Below are 26826 nucleotides of genomic sequence, written 5' to 3' on the forward strand. Positions count from 1 at the left end.
TTCGGCGACGTCATGAGCGCCGGCATCGGCGGCGCGGGGGCCGACCGCTCCGCTTACATCGCCTACATCGTCCCGGGCATCCTGATGATGACCATCGGCTCCACCGTCATCGGGGCCGCGGTGTCCGTCTCCACCGATATGGCCGAGGGCATCATCGCCCGCTTCCGCACCATGGCCATCTATCGCGGTTCCGTGATCATCGGTCATGTCGTCGGCAGCGTGCTACAGATCCTCGCGAGCCTCGTCGTCGTCGGCGCCGTGGCCGCGGCCATCGGCTTCCGGTCCGTCGACACCACCGCCCTGGAGTGGCTGGCCGCCTTCGGGCTGGTCACGCTGTTCGCCCTGGCGCTCACCTGGATCGCGGTCGGGATGGGCATGGCCAGCCCGAACGCGGAGGCGGCCGCCAACAGCGCACAGCCGCTGATCCTCCTGCCGCTCATCTCCAGCGCCTTCATCCCGGCGGACACCATGCCGGGCTGGTTCCGGCCGATCGCCGAGTACCAGCCCTTCACCCCGGTCATCGAGACCCTGCGCGGCCTGCTGCTCGGCACCGAGATCGGCCACAACGGCTGGCTCGCCGTCGGCTGGAGCCTGGCCCTGGCCGTACTCGGCTACCTGTGGTCGAAGTCCCTCTTCCGCCGCGACCCGGCGGCGCGCTGATCACGTGCGGCGCCCCGCCCGCGCCTCACCCGTACACAAGGGAAAGCCCGCACCCAGAAAGCCCGCGGGCAAGAGGAAAGCCCCCGTGCCGCTCGCACGGGGGCTTTCGCTTGCCCCGGTCCCCGTCCCCACAGGTAACCGGCGCTTCCGGGGCCACGCTCCGCTCAGACGCGGACCCGGAGCTGGGAGGACTCCGTCAGGACGGACGGGTCAGACGCGGACGAGCTCACGCTCACCCTCGCCGCCGCCGTCACCGGACCCTGCGGAACCGGACGCGTCAGTCAGCTGCTTCTGCAGCTTCTCGCCCTCCACGTCCACGTTGGGCAGCGCCCGGTCCAGCCAGCGCGGCAGCCACCAGGCCTTCTTGCCGAGCAGAGCCAGGACGGCGGGCACGATCGCCATGCGCACCACGAAGGCGTCGAAGAGGACGGCGATGGCGAGCGAGAAGCCGATCATCTTGATCATCTGCTCGCTGGAGCCGATGAAGCCGGAGAAGACCGCCATCATGATCACCGCTGCGGCCGTGACCACCCGTGCGCCGTGCTTGAAGCCGGTCACGATGGCCTGGCCCGGGCTCTCGCCGTGGACGTACGCCTCGCGCATCCGGGTGACGAGGAAGACCTCGTAGTCCATCGCGAGTCCGAAGACCACACCGACCATGAAGATCGGCATCATGCTCATGATCGGACCGGTCTGCTCGACGCCGAAGAGCGAGCCGAGCCAGCCCCACTGGAAGACCGCGACGACCGCGCCGAGGGCCGCGACCACCGAGAGCAGGAAGCCCAGGGCCGCCTTCAGCGGGACGAGGATCGAGCGGAAGACCAGCATCAGCAGCAGGAACGCGAGGCCGACGACGAGCGCCAGGTAGGGCAGCAGCGCGTCGTTCATCTTCTGCGAGAAGTCGATGTTCATCGCGGTGGCGCCGGTGACCAGGACCTCGGCCCCGGTGTCGGCCTTGATGTCCTTGCCCACGTCACGGATGTCGTGGACGACCTCCTCCGTGGCGTGGGAGGACGGGCGGTCCTTCGGGATGACCGTGATCGTCGCGGTGTCGCCGGCCTTGTTGAAGGCGGGCGGGAGGACGGCGCTGACGCCGAGCGCCTCGATCTCCTCGGCGACCCGGTTGGCGGCGGCCTTGCCGTCGGAGCTGTTCTTGGTGTCGGTGACGACCATCAGCGGACCGTTGAACCCGGGGCCGAAGCCGTCCGAGAGCATGTCGTACGCCTGGCGCTGCGTGGTCGACTTCGGCTGGGCGCCGTCGTCGGGCAGGCCCATCTCCAGCGAGGCGGCCGGTACGGCGACGATGCCGAGGCCGAGGACGCCGACGAGCATGACCCAGACCGGCTTGCGCAGCACGAACCGCGCCCAGCGGGTGCCCATGTTCGGCTTGGCCTCGGGGCTCTTCTCCATCTCGGCGGCCTTACGGGCCTTGCGCCCCATGATCCGCTTGCCCGCGAAGCCGAGGGCGGCCGGGACGAGGGTGAGCGCGATGAGGACGGCGATGGCGACCGTACCGGCGGCGGCGAGGCCCATCTTCGTCAGCATCGGGATGTTGACGACGGCGAGGCCGGCCAGGGCGATGACCACGGTCAGGCCCGCGAAGACGACCGCGGAACCGGCGGTGCCCACGGCCCGCCCGGCGGCTTCCTCGCGCTCCCGGCCCTCCGCCAGTTCGGCGCGGTAGCGGGAGACGATGAAGAGGGCGTAGTCGATGCCGACCGCGAGGCCGATCATCATGGCGAGGATCGAGGTGGTGGAGCCCAGGTCCATCACGCTGGCCAGCGCGGTGATCGTGGAGACCCCGATGCCGACCCCGACGAGCGCGGTCACCAGCGGCAGTCCCGCCGCGATCAGCGAACCGAAGGTGATGACGAGGACGATCGCCGCGATGACGACGCCGATGATCTCGGCGGTCCCGGTGTGCGGCATGACCTGGAGGGCGTCACCGCCGATCTCCACCTTCATGCCGCTCTTCTCGGCATCCTTGCCCGCGTCCTCCAGGGCGTCCCGGGTCGCGTCGGTCAGCTCCATGGAGTTGACCTTGTAGGAGACCGAGATGTACGCGGTCGAGCCGTTCTGGCTCACCGCCTTCTGCTGGAAGGGGTCGGCGACCCCCGCGATCTGGTCCGAGCCGGACTGCAGCTCCTTGACGATCCCGGTGATCTCGCGCTTGTTCTCGGCGTCGGTCACCTTCTCGCCCTCGGGCGCCTGGAAGACGACCCGGGCGGTCGCGCCGTCGGCACTGCCGCCGGGGTTGCGCTCTTCCAGGAGGTCGAAGGCGCGCTGCGCCTCCGTACCGGGGATGGAGAAGGAACTGGAGGTGGCGGTGGACGCGGTGGCCGCACCGATTCCGGCGACCGCCAGCAACGCCACCCAGATCAGGGCGACGAAGCCGCGGCGGCGGAAGGTGAGCCGTCCGAGCTTGTAGAGGAAAGTGGCCACGGGGGCGTACTCCCGGTCAGGTCGTATGAGTGGAAATCGGGCATGAGGAACCAGCCCGACGACGAGAGCGGCGTGTCAGGTGGAGCTTCGGGGAGAGGCCGTGCAGGTGGTGCGGGGACGTCAGACGCCGAGGGCGGGGAGAACCACGGAGTCCACGTAATCGACGAGGAACGCCTGGTCGACAGGACGGTCCTCGATCAGCTGCCGGGCGGCCAGCGCGCCGACCAGCATGTGCGGGATGTACTTCAGCGCCGGATTGTCCGGACGCAGCTCACCCCGGTCCACCGCCCGTTGCAGCATCTGGTCGAACCCGGTCATCTCCGGTTCGATCAGCAGCTCGCGCAGGGCCTGGAGCAGCTCGGGGTACTCGTGGACGGCATGGCTCAGACCCCGCATCAGCGCGGCGTCCTTCTCCATCTGGCAGTCGTCGGTCCGGCTCAGCGCGGTATGGAAGTCCCCGCGCAGCGAACCGGTGTCGATGTCCGCGAGGTTCCCCGGCTTGTTGTGCCGCAGCGCCTTCGCGACCAGCTCGGGCTTGGAGCCCCACTGGCGGTAGAGGGTGGCCTTGCTCGAACGGGTACGGGCGGCGACGGCGTCCATGGTCAGGGCGTCGTAACCGACCTCGCGGAGCAGGTCGAGGACGGCCTCGTAGAGCTCGCCCTCACGCTCGGGGGTCAGCCTGGTGCGTGCCATGTGCCGACCTCCTTCGCGCTCGTTTCCCCTGCCGACGGCTTCACTCAGCATCGAACGAAACCGTTTCGTACACCTGAACCGTACCCCCATCCGCCAGCGAAACGAAATCGTTTCGCTTGTGTCCTGCACCACAAGTTGCCCCGGGCCCCCCGCACCGAAAACATTGGGGGGTGAGTGACGACGTCGCGTATCTCCGTTTCCCGCACCTCCACCAGGACTTGCTGTGCTTCGCGGCCGAGGACGATCTCTGGGTCGCCCCCCTCGCCGCCGCGGGGCACCGGCCCGGACGCGCCTGGCGGGTGACCGTCGACCGGACCCGGGTCAGCCATCCCCGCTTCTCGCCCGACGGCACCTCCATCGCCTACACGACCTGGCGGACCCTGGACCCCGAGATCCACCTCGCCCCGGTGGACGGCGGCCCGGCGCGCCGGCTCACCTACTGGGGCTCGACGGACGCCCGGGTCTGCGGCTGGAGCCCCGATCCGGGCGAGGCATGCCAGATCCTCGCCGTCTCCTCGCACAACCAGCCGTTCTCGTACTTCTCCTGGGCCTACAGCGTCCCGACCGACGGCAGCCCCGGCGGCAGGCTCCCCTGGGGCCCGGTCTCCGACATCGCGGTCGCCGACATCGACGGCGAGCGCCGCACCCTGCTGCTCACCGGCACGCCCCCGCACGAGCCGGCTGCCTGGAAGCGTTACCGGGGCGGGGCCATGGGCCGCCTGTGGCTGCACGGCGAGCGGCTGCTCCCGGACATCGACGGGCACCTCGCCAACCCGATGTTCGTCGGCCGCCGCATCGCGTTCCTCTCCGACCACCAGGGCGTCGGCAACCTCTACTCCTGCCGGACGGACGGCACCGACCTGCGCCGCCACACCGACCACGACGCCTTCTACGCCCGCAACGCCTCCAGCGACGGGCACCGGGTGATCTACCAGTGCGCGGGCGAGCTGTGGCTGGTGGAGGACCTGGAGTCGCCCGACGCCACCCCGCGCAAACTGGAGGTGCGCCTCGGGGGCCCGCGCACCGGCCGCCGCGTCCACCAGGTGCCCGCCGCCAGCAACGTCGACTCGCTCTCCGTCGACGAGACGGGCCGGGCCAGCGCCGTCACCGTACGCGGCAGCCTCTACTGGCTCACCCACCGCGACGGCCCCGCCCGCACCATCGCCGACACCCCGGGCGTACGGGTGCGGCTGCCGGAGATGCTCGGCAGCGGCGGGCAGGTCGCGTACGTCACCGACGCGGACGGCCCGGACGCGGTCGAGATCGCCTATCTGCCGCGCGCCAGCGGCGACCGCCCACCGCGCAGGCTGGCCTCCGGGCTGCTGGGCCGGGTCCAGGAGATGATCTCCGACCCGGACGGGGAGCGCCTGGCCATCGCCTCGAACGACGGCCGCCTGCTGCTCCTGGACACGGGCGAGGAGGAGACGGAGACGGAACCGGTGGAGCCCGTGGAGAGGGCCCCCAGCGGCTCGACCCGCGCCGATCTGCACGCGGCCACCGGCGCGGCGACCCCGGACAGCGCCGTTCCGGTCGATGAGCACCCCGGGCTCAGCGAGCTGATCCGCTCGGTCAACGGCCCGGTCCGCGATCTGGCCTTCTCCCCCGACGGCGACTGGCTGACCTGGTCGCACCCGGGCGTCGGCCGCTCGCTGCGGCAGATCAAGCTGGCCCGGATCTCCGGCCCCGGCGCCCCGGTGATCGTGGACGTCACCAACGGCCGCTTCGAGGACGAGAACCCGGTCTTCACGGAGGACGGCCGCTATCTGGCGTTCCTGTCCTGGCGCGGCTTCGACCCGGTGTACGACGTCCACACCGGCGACCTCTCCTTCCCGCTCGGCTGCCGCCCGTATCTGGTCCCGCTCTCCTCGGCGACCCCGTCCCCCTTCGCGCTCTCACCCGACGGACGCCCGGCGGCGGGCGGCCTGGACCCGGTGGACGTGCCGGACGGGAGTACGTCGGAGGGGTCGACGGTGATGGTGGAGTTCGAGGGGCTGGAGAGCCGGGTGACGCCGTTCCCGGTCTCCGCCTCCAAGTACTCGGCGCTCGCCCCCGTGAGCGGCGGCGGTCTGGTCTGGCTGCGCTGGCCGATCTCGGGCGCGCTGGGCGAGACGTTCGCGAACCCGGCCGACATGTCGGGGCGGCCCACCCTGGAACACTTCAACATCGCGAAGGCCCGCAGGACCGAACTGGTCGACCACCTGGACTGGTTCGCGGTCAGCGGCGACTGCTCGCGCCTCGTCGTGATGGACGACGGCGAACTGCGCGCCCTCCCCGCCACCGAGCCCGGCGACGGCGACACCACGGTCTACCTGGACCTGCGCCGGATCCTGCACGAGGTCGACCCGGGGGCGGAGTGGCGGCAGGCGTACGGGGAAGCGGGCCGGATCATCCGCGACTACTTCTGGGAACCGGACATGTGCGGCATCGACTGGAACGGGGTGCTGGACCAGTACCGCCCGCTGGTCGAACGGGTCGCGTCCCCCGACGAGTTCGCGGATCTGCTGCGCGAGGTGCTGGGCGAGCTGGGCACCTCGCACGCGTACGTCTCCCCCGCCCGCCGCAACGAGGGCCCGCCGCACTACCAGCGGGCGATCGGCCTGCTCGGCGCCAACCTCGTCTGCCGGGACGGCGCGTGGACCATCCAGCGCATCCTGCCCGGCGACTCCTCGGACTCCAAGGCGCGTTCACCGCTCGCGGGTACGGGGATCAGGGAGGGGGCGGTCCTCACCCATGTCGACGGCCGGCCGGTGGACCCGGTGGCGGGCCCGTACCCGCTGCTGACAGCGGCGGGCGGCACCACGGTGGAGCTGACGTTCTCCCCGGCGGGCGGCGGCCCGTCCCGCCGGGTGGCGATCATGCCGCTGGTGGACGAGCGCCCGCTGCGCTACCAGGACTGGGTGGCCAAACGCCGTGACGTGGTACGGGAGTTGAGCGGCGGGAAGTGCGGCTATCTGCACATCCCGGACCTGGGCGGATCGGGCTGGGCCCAGTTCAACCGGGACCTGCGCCTTGAGGTGGCCCGGCCCGCGCTCATCGTGGACGTACGGGGCAACGCGGGCGGCCACATCAGCGAGCTGGTCGTGGAGAAGCTCACCCGCACGATCCTCGGCTGGGACCTGACCCGTAACGCGCAGGCGGTCAGTTACGCCTCCAACGCGCCGCGCGGCCCGGTGGTGGCGCTGGCGGACGAGGCGACCTCCTCGGACGGCGACATGATCACCGCCGCGTTCCGGCTGCTGAAGATGGGGCCCGTGGTGGGCCAGCGCACGTGGGGCGGGGTGGTCGGGATGACCGGCCGCCACCGGCTCGGCGACGGCACGTCGATCACGGTCCCGATGAACGCCGCCTGGTTCGACACCTACGGCTGGTCGGTGGAGAACCACGGCGTGGAGCCGGACGTGGAGGCCCTGCGCACCCCGCTGGACTGGGCGGAGGGCCGGTACGCGGTCCTGGACGACGCGGTCCGCCTGGCGCTGGACCTGCTGGCGGCCCACCCGGCGGCTACGCCCCCGTCGTACGACACGGCCCCCGACCTGCGCAGGCCACCACTCCCCCCGAGGTGACGGCCGGTCACACCGGCCCGGGGTCCCCCGTGCGTGGGAGGTGAGCACCCGTCCGGGCGTTCCGGGCGGGCGCTCGCGCGTGGGCGGCGGACACGATGGAAGGGGCTGCCCACATACGAGGGAGACGCATGACCGAGAACCGCTCGGACCAGATCGCCCGCGGCCGGCCCGGGGAGGACCCCGGCGCGGCCCCCGCCCCGCCCGACCTGCGGCGGATCGGGGCCAACCCGGACTTCTGGTACCCGGTCGCCCTCTCCCGGAGCGTACGGAAGGAAGGGGTGGCCGCGGCCGTGTTCGCCGGGGAGCGCATCGCGCTCTACCGCGCCCGGAGCGGTACCGTCCACGCGCTGGAGGACCGGTGTGCCCACCGGCAGGTGCCGCTGAGCATGGGCGTCGTGGACGGCGAGACGCTCCGCTGCTGCTACCACGCGTGGGCCTACCGAGGCGACGGCCGCATCTCGCAGATCCCCTACCTCGCCAAGGGCGACGCCCGGCCGCCGCGCGGTGTGCGGGCCTATCCGGTGCGCGAGGCGTACGGCCTGGTGTTCGTCTTCCCGGGCGACCCGGAGAAGGCGGCGGTCACCCCGCTGCCGGACGTACCGGCCTTCGCCTCACCGCGCTACAGGACGATGACGTTCTCCCGGACGGTGCGCTGCCACTACTCGTTCCTGCACGAGAACCTGCTCGACATGAACCACCAGTTCCTGCACCGGGGCGTGGTCGGCAAGCTCCAGCCGAAGCTGCTGGGGTACGAGAGCGGCCCGGCCTCGGTGGAGGCCCGCTACCTGTTCACGCACACCGGCGGCAAGCGCAACCGCAGCGCGAGCCTGCTCGCCGCGGAGGGCCTGGGCGGCCAGCCGTCCAGCGACGTCATGACGATCCGCACCGAGTACCCCTACCAGACGCTGGACCTGGTCCCGGAGAAGGCCGACCACCCGGCGCTGCGCCTCTGGGCGGTGTACGTCCCCGAGGACGCGGAGCAGCGCGTCTGCCACGCGTACGGGCTGCTCATGATCGAGAAGCCGAGGATCCCCGCCGCGTTGAGCGTGGCCTGGCCGTTCATCCGGCACTTCACCGAACGGGTCTTCGCGGAGGACCGCATGGCCGTCGAGGCGGAGCAGCGGGCGTGGGACGAGCAGGGCGAGGACCGCAACCACGAGGTCTTCAGCCTGATCCTGGACGTCCGCGACGTCCTGCGCACGAACGGCGTCCCGCTCGCCCCGCGCACCACGGCGGACACCCGCCCCTGCGAGGGCCTGGTGCCCTGACCCGGGCCAAAGATGTCCTCAATCGCCGGACGGGCTGGGTTGAATCAGCCCGCCCGACACCCCGGAGTTCGAGGGCATCCTTCCAGCCCGTCCGGCACCCCCAGGGTGGGAGGGCATCCTTTCCAACCCCGCCCGACACCCCCAGCCCGTCCGACACCCCCAGCCCGCCCGGCGATTGAGGGCATCTTTTCAGCCCGTCCGGCGCTTGAGGACATCTTTTGACCCGCGCCCCGGGGAGGGCGGCCCCGCGCAAAGAAGGAGGCGCACCCGGCAATCCGGGTGCGCCTCCTGACGCGACGCGTACGCACGCGCTGACCGCAGCACGTACGCGTCACACCTCAACGACCGTCAACGGTCAAAACGCTCGCGCGCCTGGTCCGCAGCGTCCTGGGCACGGTCCTGCATGCCCGAGGAGGAGTCCGACCGCTGGTCGCGGGCCTGCTGGCCGCGCTCCTTGGCCTGGTCCTTGCCCTGGCCGGCCTTCTGCTTGGCCTGGTCGGCGAGCTCCTGCGCCTTGTCCTTGAACTGGTCTGCGATACCCATGCTGTTCACTCCTGTGGGATGCGTGGGACGGATGTGGGGGTGGCCCCCAGCGGGGCCGTGCTCAGCGTTACACGCCCCGACATCCCGCGCATTTCGGACCGTTACCCACCGTGAGGTGTTGCCCGTCCGCCCCGTTACGCCCGGTCCGCACGCTCCGCACGCGCGTCCTGGTCCGCCGCTCCCCCGGCCCCCACCAAGCCCTTGGACACAGTGTGGAGGCGCGGTTCGAAGCGCCGCATCTCGCGCTGTCCGCCGAGCGCGATGACCGAGGGCAGGTAGCCCCGGACCGACTGCATCCCGCGCAGCCACCACTGGGCGTAGACGTGCGGGGAACGCCGCGCGATGCCGTCCACGATCCGGTCGACGGCCGGGCCGAGCGGGTAGGTGCGGTTCATCGGCCACGGCAGCCGCTGCCGCAGCTCGCGCATCACGTCGTCCTGGTCCGCGCCGCGCACCATGTCGGTGTCGGTCCAGGAGAGGTAGCCGACGCCGACCTTGACGCCCTTGTAGCCGACCTCGGCACGCAGGCTGTGCGCGAAGGCCTCGACGCCCGACTTGGACGCGCAGTACGCGGTCATCATCGGGGCCGGGGTGATCGCGGCCAGCGACGCTATCTGCAGGAAGTAGCCGCGGCTCTCCATGAGCACCGGCAGGAAGGCCCGCCCGGTGACCGCGCCGCCGATGAGGTTGACCTCGATGACCCGCCGCCAGGCGGCCGGGTCGGAGTCGGCGAACGGTCCGCCCGCGGCGACGCCCGCGTTGGCGACGACCACGTCGACCTTGCCGAATCGTTCCTTGACCTCGCGCGCCACCTGGGCCATCGCCTCGTGGTCGGTGACGTCGGCGAACCAGTGGTCGCTCTCGCCGTGCAGCCGGTCGGAGACCTGCTTCAGCTCGTCCGGCTCCAGGCCGACGAGCGCGAGGGTCGCCCCGCGTGCGGACAGCTTGCGGGCGAGCAGCTCGCCCACGCCCCGGGCCGCGCCGGTGACGACGACGACCTGGCCCTCCAGATTCCGCTTGCCGCTCATGCGACATCCTCCTTCTCCGCCGTGGCGGCCGCGCCCGTGGTGACGTACCGGGTGACCAGCTCCCTGATTTTCGCCGAAACGGCCTCCGGGGCCTCGACCGGCGTCATGTGTCCCATGCCCGTCAGCTCGGTCAGGCCGAGGCCGACCGGCAGGGCGTCCGCGATGGCCCGCGCGTGGACCGGCGGGGTCAGCCGGTCGTCCGTGCCGGCGATCACCGCGGTCGGCATCCGCAACTCCCGTACGGCCGCCGCGAGATCCAGCTCGCCGAGCACATGGCCCCACTCCACCCGGGCGCGGCGCGGGCAGGCGTGCACGATCCGGGCGCAGGCGTCGACCCGGTCCGGTGCCGAACCCCGTCCCATCGTCGCGTACTTGAGGATCTTCCTGGAGACCGGGTTCACCGGCCCGAGGGGGGCCTTCGCGCCCAGTACGGCGGTGGTGAGCCGGGTCCGCAGCGCCCCCGCGCGAAGCGGCAGGACCAGGGCCTCGGCGGCCAGCCGCGTACTGCCGGTGGAACAGAGCAGCACGGCGGCGGCATGCTCGCGCACCCCGGGGCGGGAGGCCGCCGCCATCACGGTCATCCCGCCCATCGAGTGCCCGGCGAGCACCGCCTTCTGCCCCGGGGCGAGCGTCGCGGCGAGGACCGCTTCGAGGTCGTCGGCCAGGGCGTTCGTGCTGTAGCCGCCGGGTCCGGGCTCGGGGGTGAGTCCGTGGCCGCGCTGGTCGTAGGCGATGACGCGGTGGTCGGCGGCCAGGTCGCGGATCTGGGCGTCCCAGAAGCGGGTGTTGCAGGTCCAGCCGTGGGCGAGGACGACGGCGGGCGCGTCCTCGGGGCCGTGCAGTTCGACATGGATCCGCGCCCCGTCGGCGGAGCGTGCGGTCAGCTCGGCGGCGGGCACGGGCGGGACGGTGTCGCGGTGCAGGAGCCGGCTCATCGCGTGGCCTCCTCGGCGACGGGCCCGGCCTCAGCGGCGGCGGTCACGGTCTCGCGGTCGGTACGCCCGGGCTGCTCGGGGACGCGTCCGGTGCCGACGGCCCGCCGCTCACCCCCTGTAGCCCCGGCCCGGACGACGTCGTACTCCGCGAGGTCCACCGACCGGGTCTGCCGCCGGAACTCACCCGTCGTGCCCGGCCAGACGGTGGTGTTGCGGCCCGCCTCGTCCAGGTACCAGCTGGTGCAGCCGCCGGTGTTCCACACCGTGCGCTTCATCCGCTGCTGGACCTTGTCGTTCCACGCGGTGACGGAGGCCGACCGGGCGTCGAGCGCGGCGCGTCCGCCCAGCACGTTCAACTGGCGGAGGTAGTCGGCCATGTAGTTCAGCTGGGACTCGATCATCAGGATCATCGAGGAGTTCCCGAGGCCCGTGTTGGGGCCGATGATCGTCATCCAGTTGGGGAACCCGGAGGCGGTCGCGCCGCGCAGCGAGTTCATCCCGTCCTTCCAGGTCTCGGCGAGGGTGATGCCCTCCGCTCCGACGACCCGCTCGGCGATCGGCATGTCCGTCACATGGAAGCCGGTGCCGAAGATGATCGCGTCGACCTCGGCCTCGGTGCCGTCGGCGGCGACGACCGTGGAGCCGCGTATCTCGCTGAGCCCGGAGGCGACCACGTCCACGTTGGGCTGGGCGAGCGCCGGGTAGTAGGTGCTGGAGAGCAGGATCCGCTTGCAGCCGATGCGGTAGTCGGGGGTCAGCTTGGCCCGCAGGGCCGGGTCCTTGATGGCCCGCGCCATGTTGGACTTGGCTATCGTCTCCACCAGGCCCAGCTGGTCGGGGTGCTTGGTGAAGGCGCTGACCTGCAACTCCCGTATGCCCCACAGCAGTCCGCGGCGCGCGGTGCCGGTGACGGGGACCGCCCGGTGGAGCGCGCGCTCGGCCTTGCTGATGGTGCGGTCCATGCGCGGCATGACCCACGGCGGGGTGCGCTGGAAGAGCGTGAGCTTCGCGGCCTTCGGCTGTATCGCGGGGACGATCTGGATCGCGGAGGCGCCGGTGCCGACCATCGCGACCCGCTTGCCGGCCAGGTCGTAGTCGTGGTCCCAGCGCGCGGAGTGGAAGACCTTGCCGGGGAAGGAGTCGAGCCCGGGTATGTCGGGCATCTTGGGGTCGGAGAGCGGCCCGGTGGCGGAGACGACGACATCCGCGCGGAGCACCGACCCGTTGGCGGACTCGATCACCCAGTACAGGTTCTCCTTGTCCCAGCTCATCAGCTTCACCTCGTGGTTCAGCCGGATGTGCGGGCGGAGCCCGAAGGTGTCGGCGACGCGCTCCAGGTAGGCCCGGATGTGCTCCTGGCCGGAGAAGGTGCGCGGCCAGTCCGGGTTGGGCGCGAAGGAGAAGGAGTAGAGGTGGGACGGTACGTCGCAGGCGCAGCCGGGATAGCTGTTGTCCCGCCAGGTGCCGCCCACCGAGCCGGCCCGCTCCAGGACGACGAAATCGGTGATGCCTTCGCGGCGCAGCCGGACGGCGGCCCCCAGGCCCCCGAATCCGGTTCCGATCACCGCCACACGTACGTGCTCCTGCTGGGCCATGCTGCCGCCTCCCGCGGTCCGCGACTTTGCCAGCAATCACTGGCATGGTTCGGAGAGTAGAGCAGGACCGTACTGATGGGTAGGGGGCGGACCAAGGAAAGTTACCGGCGGTACAACATAGGGTGCCCCTGTGGCTGAAGGACGCGAGCACCGCGAATACCGCATGGAGGAGCTGGCCAAGGAGGCCGGCATCACCGTGCGGACCCTGCGCTTCTACCGGGAGCGCGGGCTGATCCCGCCACCGCGCCGCGAGGGCCGGATCGCCTGGTACGACGACCACCACCTGGCCCGGCTGCGAACCATCGCGGGCCTGCTGGAGCGCGGCCACACGCTCAACGGCATCGCCGATCTGGCGGCCACCTTCGAGAGCGGCCGCGATGTCGCCGAGGTGCTGGGCCTGGGCGAACCGACCGAGGAGACCCCGGTCCGGCTCACCCCGGAGCAGCTCGCGGACTACTTCGAGGGCGAGGTCACCCCGGAGAACCTCGCCGCCGCGCTGGACCTCGGCTATCTCGCCACCGACGGGGACGAGATCGTGCACATCAGCCGCCGCCTCCTGGAGGTGTCGGCCGAGCTCGTACGGGAAGGGGTGCCGCTGTCCACGGTGCTCTCCTCGGGCCGCCGCGTCCGCGAGCACGCGGAGGCGCTCGCGGAAATCTTCGTACGCGTACTGCATGCCCATGCGAAGGAGACCGAACCCGCCCAACTCCGGCCCCTGGCCCGCGCGGTGGTGGACGCGGAGCTGTCGATGGCCCTGGACCGGAGGCTGCGCCGCGAGGACGGTACACAGCCTCCGAAGGCGTAGACGCCCCCGGAGACGCGAGCGCCCCCGAAGCGGGGCCTACCGCTCGGGGACGACGGCGACGGGACTACCGCTCGTAGACGACGGTCACCGGCGCGTGGTCGCTCCAGCGCTCGCCGTGCGTGGCCGCCCGCTCGACCCAGGCCTTCACCGCACGACCGGCCAGCCCCGGGGTGGCCATCTGGTAGTCGATGCGCCAGCCGGAGTCGTTGTCGAAGGCCCGCCCCCGGTAGGACCACCAGCTGTACGGCCCCTCGACATCCGGGTGCAGCGACCGTACGACGTCCACGTACGCGGCCTCCTCCAGGACCCGGGTCAGCCAGGCGCGCTCCTCGGGGAGGAAGCCGGAGCTCTTGCGGTTGGCCTTCCAGTTCTTCAGGTCGGCCTCCTGGTGGGCGATGTTCCAGTCACCGCAGACCACGACCTCGCGGCCGCCCGCGGCCGCCCGCGCCTTCAGACCCTGGAGGTAGGGCAGGAAGGCCGCCATGAAGCGCTCCTTCTCGTCCTGGCGCTCGGTGCCGACCTCGCCGGAGGGCAGGTACAGGCTCGCGACCGTGACCCCGGGAAGGTCGATCTCCGCATACCGGCCGCTCGTGTCGAACTCCTCCGCCCCGGGCACCCCGTGGCCGCCGAAGCCGATCTGGACCCGCTCGGGGGCCTGCCGCGAGTAGAGCGAGACTCCCGCGCGGCCCTTGGCGGCGGCGGGCGCGTGGACGGTGTGCCACCCTTCGGGGGCGCCCACCCCTTCGGGCAGCTGGGCGAGCTCGGCCCGCACTTCCTGGAGGCAGACCACATCGGCGTCGGTCCCGGCCAGCCACTCGGCGAAGCCCTTCTTGGCGGCGGCCCGGAGCCCATTAACATTCACACTGGTAACGGTCAGCATCCCCGAACAGTACCTACTCCACCCCCACGCACAGATATACGATATTCAGCATGCTTATTCACCCTCGCTCCTTCGACCACCCCGACGCCGTCAAACTCAACGACCAGGTGCAGCTCGAATACGCGGTGCGCTACGGCGACGAGGGCGATGTCACACCGCTCGACCCGTCGATGTTCGTACCGCCGCACGGTCTGTATCTGCTCGCCTACGACGAGCAGGAGCGCCCGGTGGCGACCGGCGGCTGGCGGACCCAGAACCTCAACGCCGACGGCTACGAGGACGGCGACGCCGAGATCAAGCGGATGTTCGTGATCCCCGAGGGCCGGGGCCGGGGCCTGGCCCGGCGGATGCTCGCCGCCCTGGAGGAGGACGCCCGGGCCGCGGGCCGGACCAGGATGGTCCTGGAGACCGGCGACCAGCAGCCCGAGGCGGTCGCGCTGTACACCTCGTGCGGTTACACCGTCTGCGATGTGAAGTTCGGCCACTACCGGACGTACGACAGCAGCATCTGCATGGCGAAGCCGCTGCGGCAGCCGTAGGGGGCCGGGCGGTTCGGTCACGCACCCCGGACAGGGCTGTCGGTCACGTGCTCCCGCCGAGCACCAGGACCACGTGCTCCTCCTCCCCGTGCCGCACCGTGCCGGTCGCCGTGAACCCGCACTTCTCCAACAGGCGTACCGAACCGGTGTTTCCGGCCGCGGGGTCCGCGTACAGCGGGCGGGCCGTCTCCCGCTCCAGGAACGCGGTCAGCGCCCGCGTACCGATGCCCCTGCCCCAGTACGCACGGCCGAGCCAATAGCCGATGAAGCGCCGGTCCTCCTCCCACCAGGCCACGATGCTCCCCGCCGTCTCCCCGTCCACGACGACCGTCTGCACGAAGTTGGCGGGATCCCCCAGCACCCGCGTCTTCCAGTGCGTCATGAACGCGTCCCTCTCCCGGGGAGCGAACCGCGACCGCCGGACCGCCTCCGGATCGTGCTCGTACGCGAGGAACGCCTCCAGGTCCTCGGGCACGACATCCCTGATCTGCACGCTGTTCTCCATGCCGACCGAGTCTGGCACCCGCCACTGACAACCGGCCCGGCCGCTCACCTCGGGGTGGCCAGCACCTGGGTCCAGTAGGGGCCGCGCGGGGAGTCGGCGATACCGACGCCGACGTGGACGAAGTCGCAGTTGAAGATGTCGTCGTCGCGGCCGGGGCTGTTGCGCCACTCCTCGACGACCGCCGCCGGATCGCTCATGCCGGTCGCGATGGTCTCCCCGACGGCCGACCACGCGTAGCCGGTGGCGCCGACCCGGTCGCCCGCGCCCCGGCCCGAGGAGTCGGTGTGGTCGAAGTAGTTCCGCGCGGCCATGTCCTCGGAGTGCCGCTGGGCGACCTCGGTCAGCCGGGGGTCGGTCTCCAGCTCCGGGCAGCCGTTCGCGGCGCGCAGGGTGTTGACCCGGGTGACCACGCGGGCGTCCGGGCCGGGGCGCGGCGCGGGCGCCGGCGAGGCGGAGGGCGACGGTGGGACCGTGGGCGGCCGGGTGGCGGCGGTCCGGCTGGGGGTGGGCGTCGGCGTGGGCGGGACCGTGGAGGGACTGGGGCCGGGCTCGGCGGGGGCGGTCACCGGCGGGGGCGCGGGGCTGGCGGTGACGGGGCCGCCCCGGGACTCCGGCCCGGCCGGGGCTGAGGGCCAGATCAGTACGGCGAGGGCGGTCACGGCGGCCGCCCCGGCTATGAGCCCGGCCGCCTTCCCGGCCGAGAAGGCGGCCGGGGCGGCGTGCGCGGCGGCCGAGGGCGCGGCGGCGGTGGCCGGGGCCGCCGAGGAGGCGACGGCCACCGCCACCTGCTGCCCGCTGTCGTAGAGCGGCACCACGAGCGCGAGACCGGAGAGCAGGCCCTCTGCCGGCACGAGCCCCGCGCTGCCGTCGGAGCAGGAGGCGCAGCCCCGTACATGGCGGGCGATCCGCTTGCGCCACAGCGGTGTCGGCGTACCGTCCCAGTCGCCCAGCAGGTCCTCCAGGGCCGGGCAGCGGGGGTCGGAGGCCAGGGCCCGGACGACCGTGCGGCCGACGTCGAGCTGGTTCTTCACCCGCTGGACGCGTACGGCCGCGTGCTGCGGGGAAAGGCCGAGCGCCTCGGCCAGCTCGGACCGGGTGAGGTCGCCGGCCGTCTCCAGCCACCACAGGGACAGCACATCGCGCTCGATGACGTCCAGCCAGCGGGTCGCCTCGGCCGTCTCGCGTCGCTGCCCGGAGAGTTCCAGGCGCAGGATCGTCAGGTCGACGAAGTCGGCGGCGGGATCGGCGGGGTCGTCGGTCTCCTCCAGCGGGGCGGGGCGGTGGCCGAGGTTGGACCAGCGGCTGCGGACCTGGTTCATGGCGATGGCGACGAGCCAGGAGCGGAAGCGGGCCGGATCGCGCAGGGCGGGCAGGCCGGAGAGCGCCCGGAGCATGGTCTCCTGCACCACGTCGTCCACGTCCGGATGGCCGTTGAGGGCGCGCCCGACGACGTTGTAGACCAGCGGGAGGTACTGGGCGGCCAGCCGTTCCCCGGCGGCCCGGTCGCCGTTCCTCGCCGCGATGACCAGAGCGGTGCTGTCCACGCCGTTCACGCCCTTCGTTCGGTTCGCCACCGGAATGTGGGCCAGGTCACCCCTGGGGGTTTTGTTATCCGCCCCCCGCCCGGTGGTCAACCAGTATGCGGGGGCCGGCAGGCAGTCCCGCCGAGAGAGTGCGGGAGCGGGGAGAGACATGTCGAGCGACACGGACACCGACGAGGCGCACGCCACCGGATCGCAGGCCACGCATCCGCGGGCCACCGAGGCGCACACCACCGCGGCGCGGACGGGCGAGGCCATCACCACCTCGGCCCTGCACGCGGCGGCGACCGGCGCAGACACCTTCCCCGGGGTCCTGCGGGAGGCGCTGAACCGCCGCGGCCTCTCCCTGGAGCGGGTGAGCGAACGGCTCAGGGTGCGCGGCATCACCATCAGCCAGGCCACCCTGAGCAGCTGGCAGCGCGGGCGCAGCCAGCCCGAACGGGCCCGCTCCCTCCAGGCGGTGGACGTGCTGGAGGAGATCCTGGAGCTGCCCGCCGGAGCCCTGCGTTCGCTGCTCGGCCCGCGCCGCCCGCGCGGCCGGACCACCCCGCCCGACGCGGAGGGAGCGGCGCTGCAGATCCTCGGCGAGGACTCGGTGGTGGAGAAGGCGCTCGGCGCCCGCTTCCGCCACTTCAACCAGGAGACCAGCTCGCTGATGGTCCACGACATCGTCAGGGTCGGTGAGACCGGCACGCTGAGCGGCATCTCCACCACGAACGTGCTGCGCGCCAAGCGGGCCGGCGCCGACCGGGCGATCTTCGTGCTCAGCTTCGACGACGAGGCGGCCGAACCCGTCGACATCAAGGTCACGTGCGGCCGCCTGGCGGAGGCCACGTATCTGAAGGGGCTCAAGTCCCTGGTGCTGGAGATCCACTTCGGCCGGGAACTGGCCAAGCTGGATACGACGGTGGTGAGTTACGCGGTCGAGGTGAGCCCGTCCGAGACCCCGGCCACGCACTACGAACGCTGGTCGCGGACGAACCTCCACGAATACCTCCAGCAGGTCTTCTTCCACCCCGGCGCCCTGCCCGCCGACTGCCACCGCTACGTCCGGGACAAGGTCGGCGACCCGCCCCGCGGCCGCCGCCGTATCCCGCTGAGCGACGCGCACGACGTCCATGTGCTCACCTCCCGGTGCAAGCCGGGTGTGCACGGAGTGGCATGGGAGTACGGAACGGGAACCGGTGGCACGGGGCCAAGTGGAACGGGAGACCGCCCAGGATGAGTGGACGGTCTCCCGCGTCTGGGGGGGTGGCCATTCTGCCGGTCTGTTTCTGCGGTGCGACTACTTCGTGTTGAGCGTCAGCCCGTAGTACGCGAGGGCGTCGTCCAGCGGCTGGAAGTAGGAGGAGCCGGGCGAGTTGACCTGCCCGTTGCAGCGCTGGTTGGTGGGACCGCCGGACGTCATGCCCTGGGCCTGGTCACCGGAGACGTACGCGCCACCGCTGTCCCCTCCCTGGGTGCAGACGCTGGAGCTGGCCAGCCCGGTCACGACGGTGTCGGGGCCGCCGTTCTGGTCGGTGTAGGTGACGCTGACGTTGTACGAACCGACCTTGCCGCAGGTCCAGTTGGTGGTCTGGCCGGACTTGCAGAGCGCCGCGCCGGAGGGGGCCCGCTTGCTGCCCTTGACCGGGACGGTGCCGGCCTTGCCGTACGTGGTGATGTCGAGGCCGATGGAATTGCCGGCGTCGACGGCGGCGATACCCATGTCGACGCTGCGGGTGCCGAGCGCGAACCGGGTGTGGGTGCCCTTGGCGAACCGGGTGCCGTTGTATGCCAGTGCGGGCAGGTCCTCGATGCAGTGCCCGGCGGTCACGAGCACCTGCTTGCCGTTGCGGTCCTTGGCGCCGTAACCGACGGAGCAGAGGTAGCCGTTGAAGGTCATCCGGCTGCCGGGCGGAACGACGGCCTGGGTCTCCAGCTTCTCCTGCCCCTTGACCACGCGCACGGCGTCGCCGTTGCTCTGCGCGGCCTTGAGGAAGCTGCGGGTGGCGGCGTCGGTGGCGCCGTTCACCTCGACGGTCACGGTGTCCGAGGCGAGGTCGACGGACCAGGCGGAGACCCCGGCCGGGGCGCTCTTGAGCGCCTTGGCGTCGAGCTGGGCCTTGATCCGGTCGAGCTCGCTCTCGCCACGCTCGGGAACCCGGGCTTTCAGACCCGCGGCCCGGACGTCCTTCGCCGCCTCGGCGTCGGCGGCGTTGACGACCAGCGAACCGTCCTTGGCGAAGAAGGCCCCGAGCGTGTCGACCCGGTCCTTCCGCAGCTCCGCGAACCGGTCCTGCTGCTCGGCCTCACGGTCCAGCCGCTCGACCGCGGCCTTCTCGCTGACACCCAGGGTCACGGCGAGCGCCTTGACCATCTCCGGCTGGTACGCCGGCGCCGCCGCGGGCGCCGAGGGCTCCTCCGTCGTACCGGCGTAGGCCCCTGTGGCGACTCCGGCCGACAGAAGGGCGCCGATCGAGGCGGCCACGATGTATCTGCGCGCGTTCTTCTTTCCGTGCTTCACGCGATTCCTTCCGCTACGCAGGCGAGCGTCCAGACAATGGGGGGGTGGCCACACCGCGCCTGGGGAAGCGCGATGTGTTCCATGGACACTGCCCGGCGGCGATGACATGTTCCTGTCGCCGCGCCTCGAACTCTGTCGCAGCCGGAACTGCCGCGACAAGAAGTGGCGGTGGGGCTCTTTTCTACAGAACTGGCCGAGAACTGTAGAGAAACGACCGGCTGTTCACCGCGCCGCACCCAGCCGGACCTGCGCAACCGCCCTCGACGGCCACCACGGCGATACGGACGGCCTTCAACCACGTCAATCGCTGGCGCCGGGCGGAGCGAGTCATGAAGTATCAAGCCCATGAGCGAACTTGTGGACCATGTCGACGAACACGACCGGGTCATCGGCGTGGTACGCCGGAACGAAGCCGTCGCCGCCGGATTGCTGTATCGCATGTCCATGGTGCTGTGCCGGGACGAGACCGGCCGCTATCTCGTCCACCGTCGCCCCGAGAACAGCTCGCGCTTTCCCGGTGAATACAGCTGGCTGGTGGCCGGTGCCGTGGAGGCGGGGGAATCATACGAGGCGGCCGCCGCTCGTGAACTCGACGAGGAGATGGGAGTCACGGCACCGGTCCGCCCGCTGTTCAAGTTCCTCTGCCGGGGCGAGCTGAGCCCCTATTGGTTCGCGGTGTACGAAGCGACCGTGGACCACGAGCGGGTGGCTCCGCGGGTGGCCGAAGTGGCCTGGCACGGCTGGCTGTCCGGCACCGAGTTGCAGCAGGCGATGGCGGACTGGAATTTCGTCTCGGACAGCCGCGACGCCTACGACCGCTACCTGCGTCTGCCCGCGGACACCAAGCCGCTCTGACCTCTGGGCACCCTTCATGCATCCGCATCGCACGAAGCCCGAAACGACGAGATCCCGCCCGATCTTTCGATCGGGCGGGATCTCGTCACCGTTCCCGAGAGCTACTCGCGAACTGTCGTTTGTGTTTGTGGGGCGTTCACGAGTAGGTCTGACCTGCGGCGATGCCAGGTCTTCACACCCTCTTTCCCGCGAACCGCATGACCACTTCCCGAATCACCATGTCCACAACAAACGCATCACCCGCACGCCGCACCAAGTTGGCTATTTGATTAGCCACAAGAAAGCCTTCGAACATGGGATACCTGCCAGCTCCACGATTGCACCGCATCGCGAAGGTCATCGCGATCGACCTCACTCACCGCATCGCCCTGCTGCCCCCAGAGGCCGGTCACCCGAAGTGGACTCTCCCTCAGCGCCCGGCCCTGCTGGGCGACAACTACACAGACACCGCATACCGACTCTGTCGCGACCTCTTCCCCGTGCGTCCGATGAGAATCGGCACAGTCACTGGCCACCGCTGGGCTTCCGCCCCCGAACGCGCCACCTTGCGGAGGGAGGAGCGCTTTCACATCGTCCGAGTCGCTGCGGGGTCAGCTGATGAAATCTCGGGCAGGAACATCTTCTGGACTCCCCGAGCCGCCCTCGACCTCTGGCTGGACCACCCCGAGGTCGAGACCGTGAAGGTCCTCACCTACGGCTACCTTGACGGCTGGCTTCCAGACGGACCGATCACTTTGGACTAACATGTCATCGGGTCTGCTGCACCTTCAGGTGACAGTGACTTGCCCCGCATGTGCTCGGCCATCGACCAGCCGACCATGCGCCTTGAATGCATTTCGATGACCGTGGCCAGGTACAACCAGTCGTTCCTGACCGGCTAGTACGTGATGTTTCCGAAACCAGCGGACATCCGTCCTCGGCTCGGTGAAGTCCCGGCCCACCAGGCCCGGGGCCTTCGGCGCCCGTGCGTACTGGACGGTGGTGCGCTTGCCTTTCCGCAGGTGGCGGCCGGTGATCCCGGCGGCCCGCATCAGCCTCGCCAACCGCTTGTGGTTCACCACCGGACTGGATTCCCGCAGCTCACGCGTGATCCGAGGAACGCCGTAGGCGCCCTTGGTCTCGATGTAAATACTGCGGATCTGCTCGGTCAGCACCGCCTCCGCCGCCGCACCGAGCGCACCAGCCAGGTCCCGCCCGTGGCACCCTAGGTACGCGAAACCGATCACCGCCACCTACCGACAGTCACCTGTCAGCCTGCGACATAGTCGTCATCCTGAAGCCGCACCGCGCCCTTCATCCGCACCGTGCACTCATCCGGCGCCTCCGCCACGACTCGGCCGCGGCACGCCACGAAGCGGCGATCTCACGCCTCGCCCCAGAGGCGGAGATCGTCTACTTGCGTGGTCGCCGCGCTTCCCGTCGGTGGCTCATCCGCCTCACAGGCACCCCCAACCCTTGGTAGAGAGGCCAAGCTCAGCTACTCGCGACCCTCACCGCCCACCTTGTTCATCCAGATGATGCGGTTCTCGAAACCACCCCGCTCGGCGGCCTTGCTCGCGCGAAGGCGTTCCAGATCGTCCAGAGTCATGCCTAGATTGCGCGCAAGCGCTTGAACTACTTCAAGTACATCGGCGAGCTCTTCCTTGGCAATCTCGCCGTCTGCCTGAAGGAACTCGTCAGTCTCCTCGCTCAGCTTGTCACGCAGCCGTTGCCGATACTCCGACGCATCGGCGACGTACGAAACCGGCTCTTCGCCGTTCCTGCGGATGATCTCCGGGATCCGGTCCCGTACGAGCTTCCCGCCCGCCCTCATCAGGAACACCCTTTCAAGATCATCGAATCTCCCGCCCCTGCATCAGCTCCCAGGGCCCGGTCTGGACGATCCTGACCTCGTCGAAGTACTTGAGCCACTCAGCAATGTTCTCAGCCGCGCGCTGCGCGACCTCCTCCTCGCAGCCATCCGCCTCCATGATCGACCGCTGAAGGTCCACCTGGTTGAGGCTCCCCGTCCTCGCGAGCGCGGCGACTTCGGCGAGCTCGTAGAGACGGGTCCGTACAGCCGAGGAAAAGGCTGTCTCGTCCAAGCCGGGCGAGATGTCCAGATGCGCCAGGTCCCGTACAACGCCAGCAAGAATCTCATGCGGGAAATCGCACTTCAGCCCGCGATAGACCCTGGAGAGGCGAGCCGGCATGCGCGTTTCCGGACGCCACCGTGTGGGGGTCGAATCCACCTCGTCCACGACGACCACAAGATCCGGCCGGTCCTCATCGTTAGCGAGGAGGTTCGCCTGCTCTCGAAGGCGCCGCCCCATCTCTGCATCTGCCGGCACGGCTGTCCGCTGAACCTGGTCAAGGACCAACCTCACCTCCGGATGATCGGCGGGTACCTCGACGAGCACTTCGAGGTTCTTCGGAATCCTCCGCCCGGTCGCCCGCCCCGTCAGGTTGGCCGACCCCACGAGGCAGCGATCATCCGCCACGTACACCTTCGCATGGAGGTCGTGGCAGAGCACGATGGAGACACGAGGGTCCCGCTCTGCGACCTCCGCGATCTCCGGATCGGAGACACCGGCCGCAATCTCCATGACTGCCCAGCGGGTCACGCAGAGCAGTTCGACATCTCGATCACCGAGGGCAGCAACAGCCGCAGCGAACACTTCCTTCTTGATGAAGGGCGCCACCAGCACGACACGTTCGCTCGCCGAGCTCAACAGCTCGTGAAGCTGCCCCCAGACGTAATCCGGTCTCACTCATCGTCCTCTTCGTCGACCGTAAAGAACTCCCTGGCCATGCGACCCCAGTCCTGCCGGAAGCTCTTGATGCGCTCCTTCGTGCGCGGCTGCGTCGTCTCATCCTCGAAGCGCGCCCAGGAGAACAGCAGCAACTTGAAGGCGCTCGAAGCCCGCTCCAGTCTGTCCTTGAGCTCGCTCGGGCTGGAGTCCTGATACTCATCGTCCAGAACTGCCACCAGGTCGTCGTACACCGGGTGGTCCATGTTCAACGAAACCTGAAGCACACCGCCGTAGTACTTGATGTTGAAGAACGCAGGTGAATCAGGGGAACGGCTGGTGATCAGCCGGACATGGCGGTTCTGCGCCATGGTCTCGGCGACCATCCGTTCTGCGTCAAGAGGCGTGTACTCATGCTCCTTGACCAAGTCGTCGATCTGTTCCTGCCGACTCTCTTCGGCCGTCTTCTGATCCTCCAGCAAGTCCGTCTCGCTGGGGCTGGCTTCCTCACGCCTGCGCCTTACAGCCTGCTCGGCCTGCTTCTCAGCCGACTCATGGCGGCTACGCGCCTTCCGCGTACCTCGAGTCTGCTGCTTCAGCTCGTCCCTCAGCAGCTTGAGAAGCTTGTCCCGCACGTGGAAGACGATCTCCATCAGCGGTACACGGCCGTCCCCCTCCTCCTTCAGCAGCTCCTTGAACTCCAGCTGGGTGAGCCCTTCTCCTTCCTCCTCCCAGTTGAAGTGCGAGAGGGCCGTGAACTTCGTGGCTGACTGCTTGTTGTTCGTCACGCCGAAGACTTCGTCGAGCTGAGGCGGAAAGTCGATCTCGATTCCCCACCACCGCTCCACCGGATCGGACGTGCTGGTCCAGCCGTTGTCCAGGTCCAGCTCACGGTCCGCCCGCATGAGCGAGATACCGAGATTCCGGGCTGCGTGCTTGCCCCAGAGAGTTCGACCAGGATCCAGCGTCGGAGTGACGTCCTCCGGCCAGGGCTCATCCTCGATATCCGAGCGGCGAGCAGCGTCCGTAGCGATCGAGGCTCGGACTGTGACCGGATACGACTTACCGTCAACTCCCTTGACCATGAACTCTTCGACGCCGATCTCTCCCACGGACCCTGCGCCGATCGGCCTGAACATCGGCTTTGTATCGAACGGTGCAGGGGTGGATGACTTCGGCGTCAGGTACAGCGGATCGTTAGGCAGAGCGTCGGCAGCCCCAGGGAGCTCTTCCCCTCCACGGACCGAGACCAGACGGATCCGGCACCGCCCATCCGTGATGTACCTGCGATAGATCCGGCCAATGAGCCATTCGGTGTGCTTCAGCGTTGTGGCCGTGCCGATCCACTGAACGCGGTCGAGATCGGTCCAGAGGACCAAGGTTCCGGACGTCCCGAGCCCTTGGCTCAACTTCTGCCACTCCTGCGGAACTGCTTTCAGCGCCGGCTCCGGAACCTGCGCGTCGGTGCCGTCGATCCTGTGCAGATCGAGGTACGTGTGGAGTGCGTTCTCAGGACCGTTCTGCCACGACCACACGTCCACGCGAGTGCACTGGGACATGCTGGAGTTGGGGAGGCCCACGCCGAAACGCCCTATGCCCTTGCGCTCCTGGCGGCTTCCCACGCCGAACCGGAGCGACCTCCGAAGCGTCTCCCGATCCATACCGGTGCCGTTGTCCATCACCGCGATCTTCGCGATCGGGTAGCGCGATCGTTCCGTGGGCTTCTCAGTCGCCTCTACGGTGAAGAGTTCAACGACGTCCGCCTTCGCTTCGATGCCGTTGTCGATCAGCTCGGCGATGGCGTGCGCGGTGGATTTGTACCCACTGTCTCGCATCGCCTTGACCGTCATGTCCGCGCTGACAATCGGGTAGCTGTCGACATCGATCATCTGCTGCTCCACACGTCCTCCCAGTTGGTAAACGCATCTGCCACATCGCCAAACCCCGGAAGATCAGGGTCAATTACGGTCACAACTTCGCACGTCGAGGTGCCGCCGGCCTTCGGCCCGCGGATCACCCTCCCCACCATCTGGCTATACAACACCAGAGAGGTTGTAGGACGTGCGATAACAGCAGCGCTGGCAGCCGGAGCATCAAACCCGGTCGTCAGCACTCCAAAGTTCGACAGCACCATGGGGCGGTTCGACTTCCCCTTGAACCGAGCGATCACCTTCGCTCTGTGCTGCTTAGAAGAGTCGGCGGTCACCTGCTCCGCATCGATACCGAGAGCAGACAGCGTGGACACCAACAGTCGGCTGTGCTCCACCGAGGCCGCGAATAGCAAGATCCTCGAGTGCTCCTTCGACAGCTCAAGCACCGTCCGTACGACTTGCAGGTTCCACTGCGCGCTCGTCGACAGCTGAGCCATCAGCTTCTCGGGGATGTCGAACGCATCCACCAACGCGTGCCAGTCGCTTCTGCTCAACTTCATGCCGGAGTCGGCAGCGACGGTCCGGAAGGTAGGACGAGCCAGGTAACCGTCCTCGATCAAGGCGCTGACCGGGTTGTCGTGCCCCTCGACTTCCAGCATGACCTTGTGTCGAGCGAAGAACTCAGACAGCCGCTTGTCCTCCTCGACGTTTGCCCAGGTCCGACCAGGAGTCGCGGTCAGTCCCAGCAGGCTTGAGTCCCGGCGAAGCGTCAGTGCATCCGTGACCCTGCTGTATGTCGGCGCGATGGCCTGATGCGCCTCATCGAAAACAGTCAGGGTCGTCTTCAGTGCCAAGCGGTCGAGAAAGTCTCGGTCCTTCTTGATCGCGGCGACCGCCTTGTCGAGCCCCAGGACCACGATCCCGTCGGTGACCCCTGTCAGATCAGCTGCTGCGTCCCCCCACATCCGGGCCACGTGCACATCCCTGTTCCCGAGGGTTGCCCACGCTCGCTCGAATTCCGAAGCGGCTTGCTCTAGAAGCTCGTTCCCGCGCGCCAGCCACACAACGAGTGTCGGTTCGTGTGATCGCAAATGATCACTGATCATGTTCATCGCCGTCCGGGTCTTCCCTACCCCAGTCGGTAGGTGGAGGACGACCCGCCGCTCATCCGCGTACAACCGCTCGCTAGCTCGTGCCGCCGCGCGACGCTGATGCGAGAAGAGCGCGTAGCCCGCCTCTGCCGTACCCCGCACTGCAGGAGGAGCCTTCGGCGCTCGTTCGACAATCAAGCCCAGAAAACCCAAAAGGGTCCTGCGCTGTTCCGCCGTCCAATCGCACTTCCGCAGGAACGTCGCAGCTCGACCAGACCCCTTCCACCCCAGCCTTCCTGCAAGCTCATCCGTTTTGCCACCCGGCAAAATATCCAGAAACTCTTGCCGCTTATCGACATCGGACAAAATCTGCTCAGGGGATACAGCCGCCGCCGCTACCGACCGAAGCATTGCCTCGTCGGCATCCCCACCACTCAGAAGGTCAAGGAGCGTGCACGCCTCCTCACCGAGAAGGCCGCGTACGTAATCAAGGGAGGCCGCATCTAGGACGCGCGCGAATGCGATGCCGGGTGAACTCATCCCGCTTCAGCTCCCTCGCGCCTCAGCCGAGGCGCTTCCGCGCCTCTCGCGTCCCCACCTTGCACTTGCCGACTCTCCACCACGCCGTGCTGTCCGATCCTTGTTGCCGCCGTGACTCGGGTCACGACGTGCGATCCACAGTAGAGGCCACCACTGACAACGGGCCGAAGATCGCCGATTCAGGCTCGGCTTCACCGGGCGCACATCCGCCCTGATCAGAGGCTCACGAACAAAAGA

Annotated in this window: 23 protein-coding genes; 8 read left to right on the forward strand and 15 right to left on the reverse strand. The window is 69.4% G+C overall.

Annotated elements, in window-relative coordinates:
• A partial coding sequence (locus IE134_RS24040; RefSeq protein ID WP_189431670.1) for an ABC transporter permease occupies nucleotides 1-660 on the forward strand: 660 nt, incomplete at its 5' end.
• A 210-nt stretch (nucleotides 661-870) separates the two neighbouring features.
• Here IE134_RS24040 and IE134_RS24045 read toward each other — a convergent pair.
• Nucleotides 871-3102, reverse strand: a complete 2232-nt coding sequence (locus IE134_RS24045) for an MMPL family transporter (RefSeq protein ID WP_098895880.1) — start codon at nucleotides 3100-3102, stop codon at nucleotides 871-873.
• Between the two features lie 120 nt (nucleotides 3103-3222).
• The gene (locus IE134_RS24050) at nucleotides 3223-3795 is read right to left on the reverse strand and encodes a TetR/AcrR family transcriptional regulator (RefSeq protein WP_030710596.1); all 573 of its coding nucleotides are present in this window, start codon (nucleotides 3793-3795) and stop codon (nucleotides 3223-3225) included.
• Between the two features lie 170 nt (nucleotides 3796-3965).
• On the opposite strand from IE134_RS24050, the gene IE134_RS24055 reads away from it, so the two are divergent.
• The gene (locus IE134_RS24055) at nucleotides 3966-7358 is read left to right on the forward strand and encodes a S41 family peptidase (protein WP_098020455.1); all 3393 of its coding nucleotides are present in this window, start codon (nucleotides 3966-3968) and stop codon (nucleotides 7356-7358) included.
• A gap of 128 nt (nucleotides 7359-7486) precedes the next feature.
• On the forward strand, nucleotides 7487-8626 hold the full coding sequence (locus IE134_RS24060) for a Rieske 2Fe-2S domain-containing protein (RefSeq protein ID WP_098895881.1): 1140 nt from the start codon (nucleotides 7487-7489) through the stop codon (nucleotides 8624-8626).
• Nucleotides 8627-8974: 348 nt separating this feature from the next.
• On the opposite strand, the gene IE134_RS24065 is transcribed toward IE134_RS24060, so the two are convergent.
• The 4 genes from IE134_RS24065 to IE134_RS24080 form a co-directional block, all read right to left on the reverse strand.
• Nucleotides 8975-9169 (reverse strand): hypothetical protein, encoded by a 195-nt coding sequence (locus tag IE134_RS24065; RefSeq protein ID WP_010059661.1) that lies wholly within the window; start codon nucleotides 9167-9169, stop codon nucleotides 8975-8977.
• Nucleotides 9170-9303: 134 nt separating this feature from the next.
• Entirely contained in the window at nucleotides 9304-10197 is an 894-nt protein-coding gene (locus IE134_RS24070) for an SDR family oxidoreductase (protein ID WP_030710603.1), read from the reverse strand.
• Nucleotides 10194-11132 carry an alpha/beta fold hydrolase gene (locus IE134_RS24075; RefSeq protein ID WP_189431672.1) on the reverse strand — a complete coding sequence of 313 codons (939 nt, stop codon included), beginning with the start codon at nucleotides 11130-11132 and terminating at the stop codon, nucleotides 10194-10196. Before IE134_RS24075 ends, IE134_RS24070 begins: the two co-directional genes overlap by 4 nt.
• The gene (locus tag IE134_RS24080) at nucleotides 11129-12727 is read right to left on the reverse strand and encodes a flavin-containing monooxygenase (protein ID WP_189431674.1); all 1599 of its coding nucleotides are present in this window, start codon (nucleotides 12725-12727) and stop codon (nucleotides 11129-11131) included. The genes IE134_RS24075 and IE134_RS24080 overlap by 4 nt, the downstream gene beginning before the upstream one ends.
• Nucleotides 12728-12890: 163 nt before the next feature.
• Between IE134_RS24080 and IE134_RS24085 the strand changes: the two genes are divergently transcribed.
• Complete coding sequence (locus tag IE134_RS24085) at nucleotides 12891-13532, forward strand: MerR family transcriptional regulator (protein ID WP_030710609.1); 642 nt, start codon at nucleotides 12891-12893, stop codon at nucleotides 13530-13532.
• A gap of 64 nt (nucleotides 13533-13596) precedes the next feature.
• Here IE134_RS24085 and IE134_RS24090 read toward each other — a convergent pair whose 3' ends face one another.
• Nucleotides 13597-14412 carry an exodeoxyribonuclease III gene (locus IE134_RS24090; protein WP_030710610.1) on the reverse strand — a complete coding sequence of 272 codons (816 nt, stop codon included), beginning with the start codon at nucleotides 14410-14412 and terminating at the stop codon, nucleotides 13597-13599.
• A 50-nt stretch (nucleotides 14413-14462) separates the two neighbouring features.
• Here IE134_RS24090 and IE134_RS24095 point away from each other — a divergent pair, with 50 nt between their 5' ends.
• Nucleotides 14463-14951, forward strand: coding sequence for a GNAT family N-acetyltransferase (locus IE134_RS24095; RefSeq protein WP_189431676.1), 489 nt, complete (start codon nucleotides 14463-14465; stop codon nucleotides 14949-14951).
• 43 nt (nucleotides 14952-14994) lie between these two features.
• Here the strand turns inward: IE134_RS24095 and IE134_RS24100 are convergent, their stop codons facing one another.
• Together IE134_RS24100 and IE134_RS24105 are read right to left on the reverse strand one after the other, a co-directional pair.
• Entirely contained in the window at nucleotides 14995-15456 is a 462-nt protein-coding gene (locus tag IE134_RS24100) for a GNAT family N-acetyltransferase (RefSeq protein ID WP_179888298.1), read from the reverse strand.
• 44 nt (nucleotides 15457-15500) lie between these two features.
• Nucleotides 15501-17009, reverse strand: a complete 1509-nt coding sequence (locus tag IE134_RS24105; RefSeq protein ID WP_189431786.1) for a sigma-70 family RNA polymerase sigma factor — start codon at nucleotides 17007-17009, stop codon at nucleotides 15501-15503.
• 139 nt (nucleotides 17010-17148) lie between these two features.
• On the opposite strand from IE134_RS24105, the gene IE134_RS24110 reads away from it, so the two are divergent.
• Nucleotides 17149-18222 (forward strand): helix-turn-helix domain-containing protein, encoded by a 1074-nt coding sequence (locus IE134_RS24110; protein WP_098895550.1) that lies wholly within the window; start codon nucleotides 17149-17151, stop codon nucleotides 18220-18222.
• A 60-nt stretch (nucleotides 18223-18282) separates the two neighbouring features.
• Here the strand turns inward: IE134_RS24110 and IE134_RS24115 are convergent, their stop codons facing one another.
• A complete protein-coding gene (locus tag IE134_RS24115) occupies nucleotides 18283-19503 on the reverse strand; it encodes a S1 family peptidase (protein WP_030710620.1) in 1221 nt (406 codons plus the stop codon).
• 345 nt (nucleotides 19504-19848) lie between these two features.
• Between IE134_RS24115 and IE134_RS24120 the strand changes: the two genes are divergently transcribed.
• A complete protein-coding gene (locus IE134_RS24120) occupies nucleotides 19849-20358 on the forward strand; it encodes an NUDIX hydrolase (protein WP_126932121.1) in 510 nt (169 codons plus the stop codon).
• Between the two features lie 293 nt (nucleotides 20359-20651).
• A complete protein-coding gene (locus tag IE134_RS24125) occupies nucleotides 20652-21101 on the forward strand; it encodes a hypothetical protein (protein WP_189431678.1) in 450 nt (149 codons plus the stop codon).
• 24 nt (nucleotides 21102-21125) lie between these two features.
• Here the strand turns inward: IE134_RS24125 and IE134_RS34695 are convergent, their stop codons facing one another.
• The 5 genes from IE134_RS34695 to IE134_RS24150 form a co-directional block, all read right to left on the reverse strand.
• Nucleotides 21126-21590, reverse strand: coding sequence for an IS3 family transposase (locus IE134_RS34695; RefSeq protein WP_189431680.1), 465 nt, complete (start codon nucleotides 21588-21590; stop codon nucleotides 21126-21128).
• Nucleotides 21591-21835: 245 nt separating this feature from the next.
• A complete protein-coding gene (locus tag IE134_RS24135; RefSeq protein WP_031082445.1) occupies nucleotides 21836-22171 on the reverse strand; it encodes a nucleoside triphosphate pyrophosphohydrolase in 336 nt (111 codons plus the stop codon).
• A gap of 19 nt (nucleotides 22172-22190) precedes the next feature.
• Nucleotides 22191-23108: a phospholipase D family protein gene (locus IE134_RS24140; protein ID WP_189431682.1), complete on the reverse strand. Its 918-nt coding sequence runs from the start codon at nucleotides 23106-23108 to the stop codon at nucleotides 22191-22193.
• Nucleotides 23105-24988 carry an ATP-binding protein gene (locus IE134_RS24145; protein WP_229823720.1) on the reverse strand — a complete coding sequence of 628 codons (1884 nt, stop codon included), beginning with the start codon at nucleotides 24986-24988 and terminating at the stop codon, nucleotides 23105-23107. The genes IE134_RS24140 and IE134_RS24145 overlap by 4 nt, the downstream gene beginning before the upstream one ends.
• Complete coding sequence (locus tag IE134_RS24150; protein ID WP_189431684.1) at nucleotides 24973-26589, reverse strand: DEAD/DEAH box helicase; 1617 nt, start codon at nucleotides 26587-26589, stop codon at nucleotides 24973-24975. The genes IE134_RS24145 and IE134_RS24150 overlap by 16 nt, the downstream gene beginning before the upstream one ends.
• Between the last annotated feature and the right edge of the window lie 237 nt (nucleotides 26590-26826).

This window comes from Streptomyces rubiginosohelvolus (assembly GCF_014649875.1).
Classification (GTDB): Bacteria; Actinomycetota; Actinomycetes; order Streptomycetales; family Streptomycetaceae; genus Streptomyces; species Streptomyces rubiginosohelvolus.

What these genes read in the sequence shown, in the direction of transcription:
- IE134_RS24110 (WP_098895550.1), top strand. Translation starts at nt 17,149, where the DNA reads ATGTCGAGCGACACGGACACCGACGAGGCGCACGCCACCGGATCGCAG.
- IE134_RS24075 (WP_189431672.1), bottom strand. Translation starts at nt 11,132, where the DNA reads ATGAGCCGGCTCCTGCACCGCGACACCGTCCCGCCCGTGCCCGCCGCC.
- IE134_RS24060 (WP_098895881.1), top strand. Translation starts at nt 7,487, where the DNA reads ATGACCGAGAACCGCTCGGACCAGATCGCCCGCGGCCGGCCCGGGGAG.
- IE134_RS24085 (WP_030710609.1), top strand. Translation starts at nt 12,891, where the DNA reads ATGGAGGAGCTGGCCAAGGAGGCCGGCATCACCGTGCGGACCCTGCGC.
- IE134_RS24080 (WP_189431674.1), bottom strand. Translation starts at nt 12,727, where the DNA reads ATGGCCCAGCAGGAGCACGTACGTGTGGCGGTGATCGGAACCGGATTC.
- IE134_RS24090 (WP_030710610.1), bottom strand. Translation starts at nt 14,412, where the DNA reads ATGCTGACCGTTACCAGTGTGAATGTTAATGGGCTCCGGGCCGCCGCC.
- IE134_RS24070 (WP_030710603.1), bottom strand. Translation starts at nt 10,197, where the DNA reads ATGAGCGGCAAGCGGAATCTGGAGGGCCAGGTCGTCGTCGTCACCGGC.
- IE134_RS24050 (WP_030710596.1), bottom strand. Translation starts at nt 3,795, where the DNA reads ATGGCACGCACCAGGCTGACCCCCGAGCGTGAGGGCGAGCTCTACGAG.
- IE134_RS24150 (WP_189431684.1), bottom strand. Translation starts at nt 26,589, where the DNA reads ATGAGTTCACCCGGCATCGCATTCGCGCGCGTCCTAGATGCGGCCTCC.
- IE134_RS24065 (WP_010059661.1), bottom strand. Translation starts at nt 9,169, where the DNA reads ATGGGTATCGCAGACCAGTTCAAGGACAAGGCGCAGGAGCTCGCCGAC.
- IE134_RS24095 (WP_189431676.1), top strand. Translation starts at nt 14,463, where the DNA reads ATGCTTATTCACCCTCGCTCCTTCGACCACCCCGACGCCGTCAAACTC.
- IE134_RS24135 (WP_031082445.1), bottom strand. Translation starts at nt 22,171, where the DNA reads ATGAGGGCGGGCGGGAAGCTCGTACGGGACCGGATCCCGGAGATCATC.
- IE134_RS24125 (WP_189431678.1), top strand. Translation starts at nt 20,652, where the DNA reads ATGGGATACCTGCCAGCTCCACGATTGCACCGCATCGCGAAGGTCATC.
- IE134_RS24120 (WP_126932121.1), top strand. Translation starts at nt 19,849, where the DNA reads ATGAGCGAACTTGTGGACCATGTCGACGAACACGACCGGGTCATCGGC.
- IE134_RS24100 (WP_179888298.1), bottom strand. Translation starts at nt 15,456, where the DNA reads ATGGAGAACAGCGTGCAGATCAGGGATGTCGTGCCCGAGGACCTGGAG.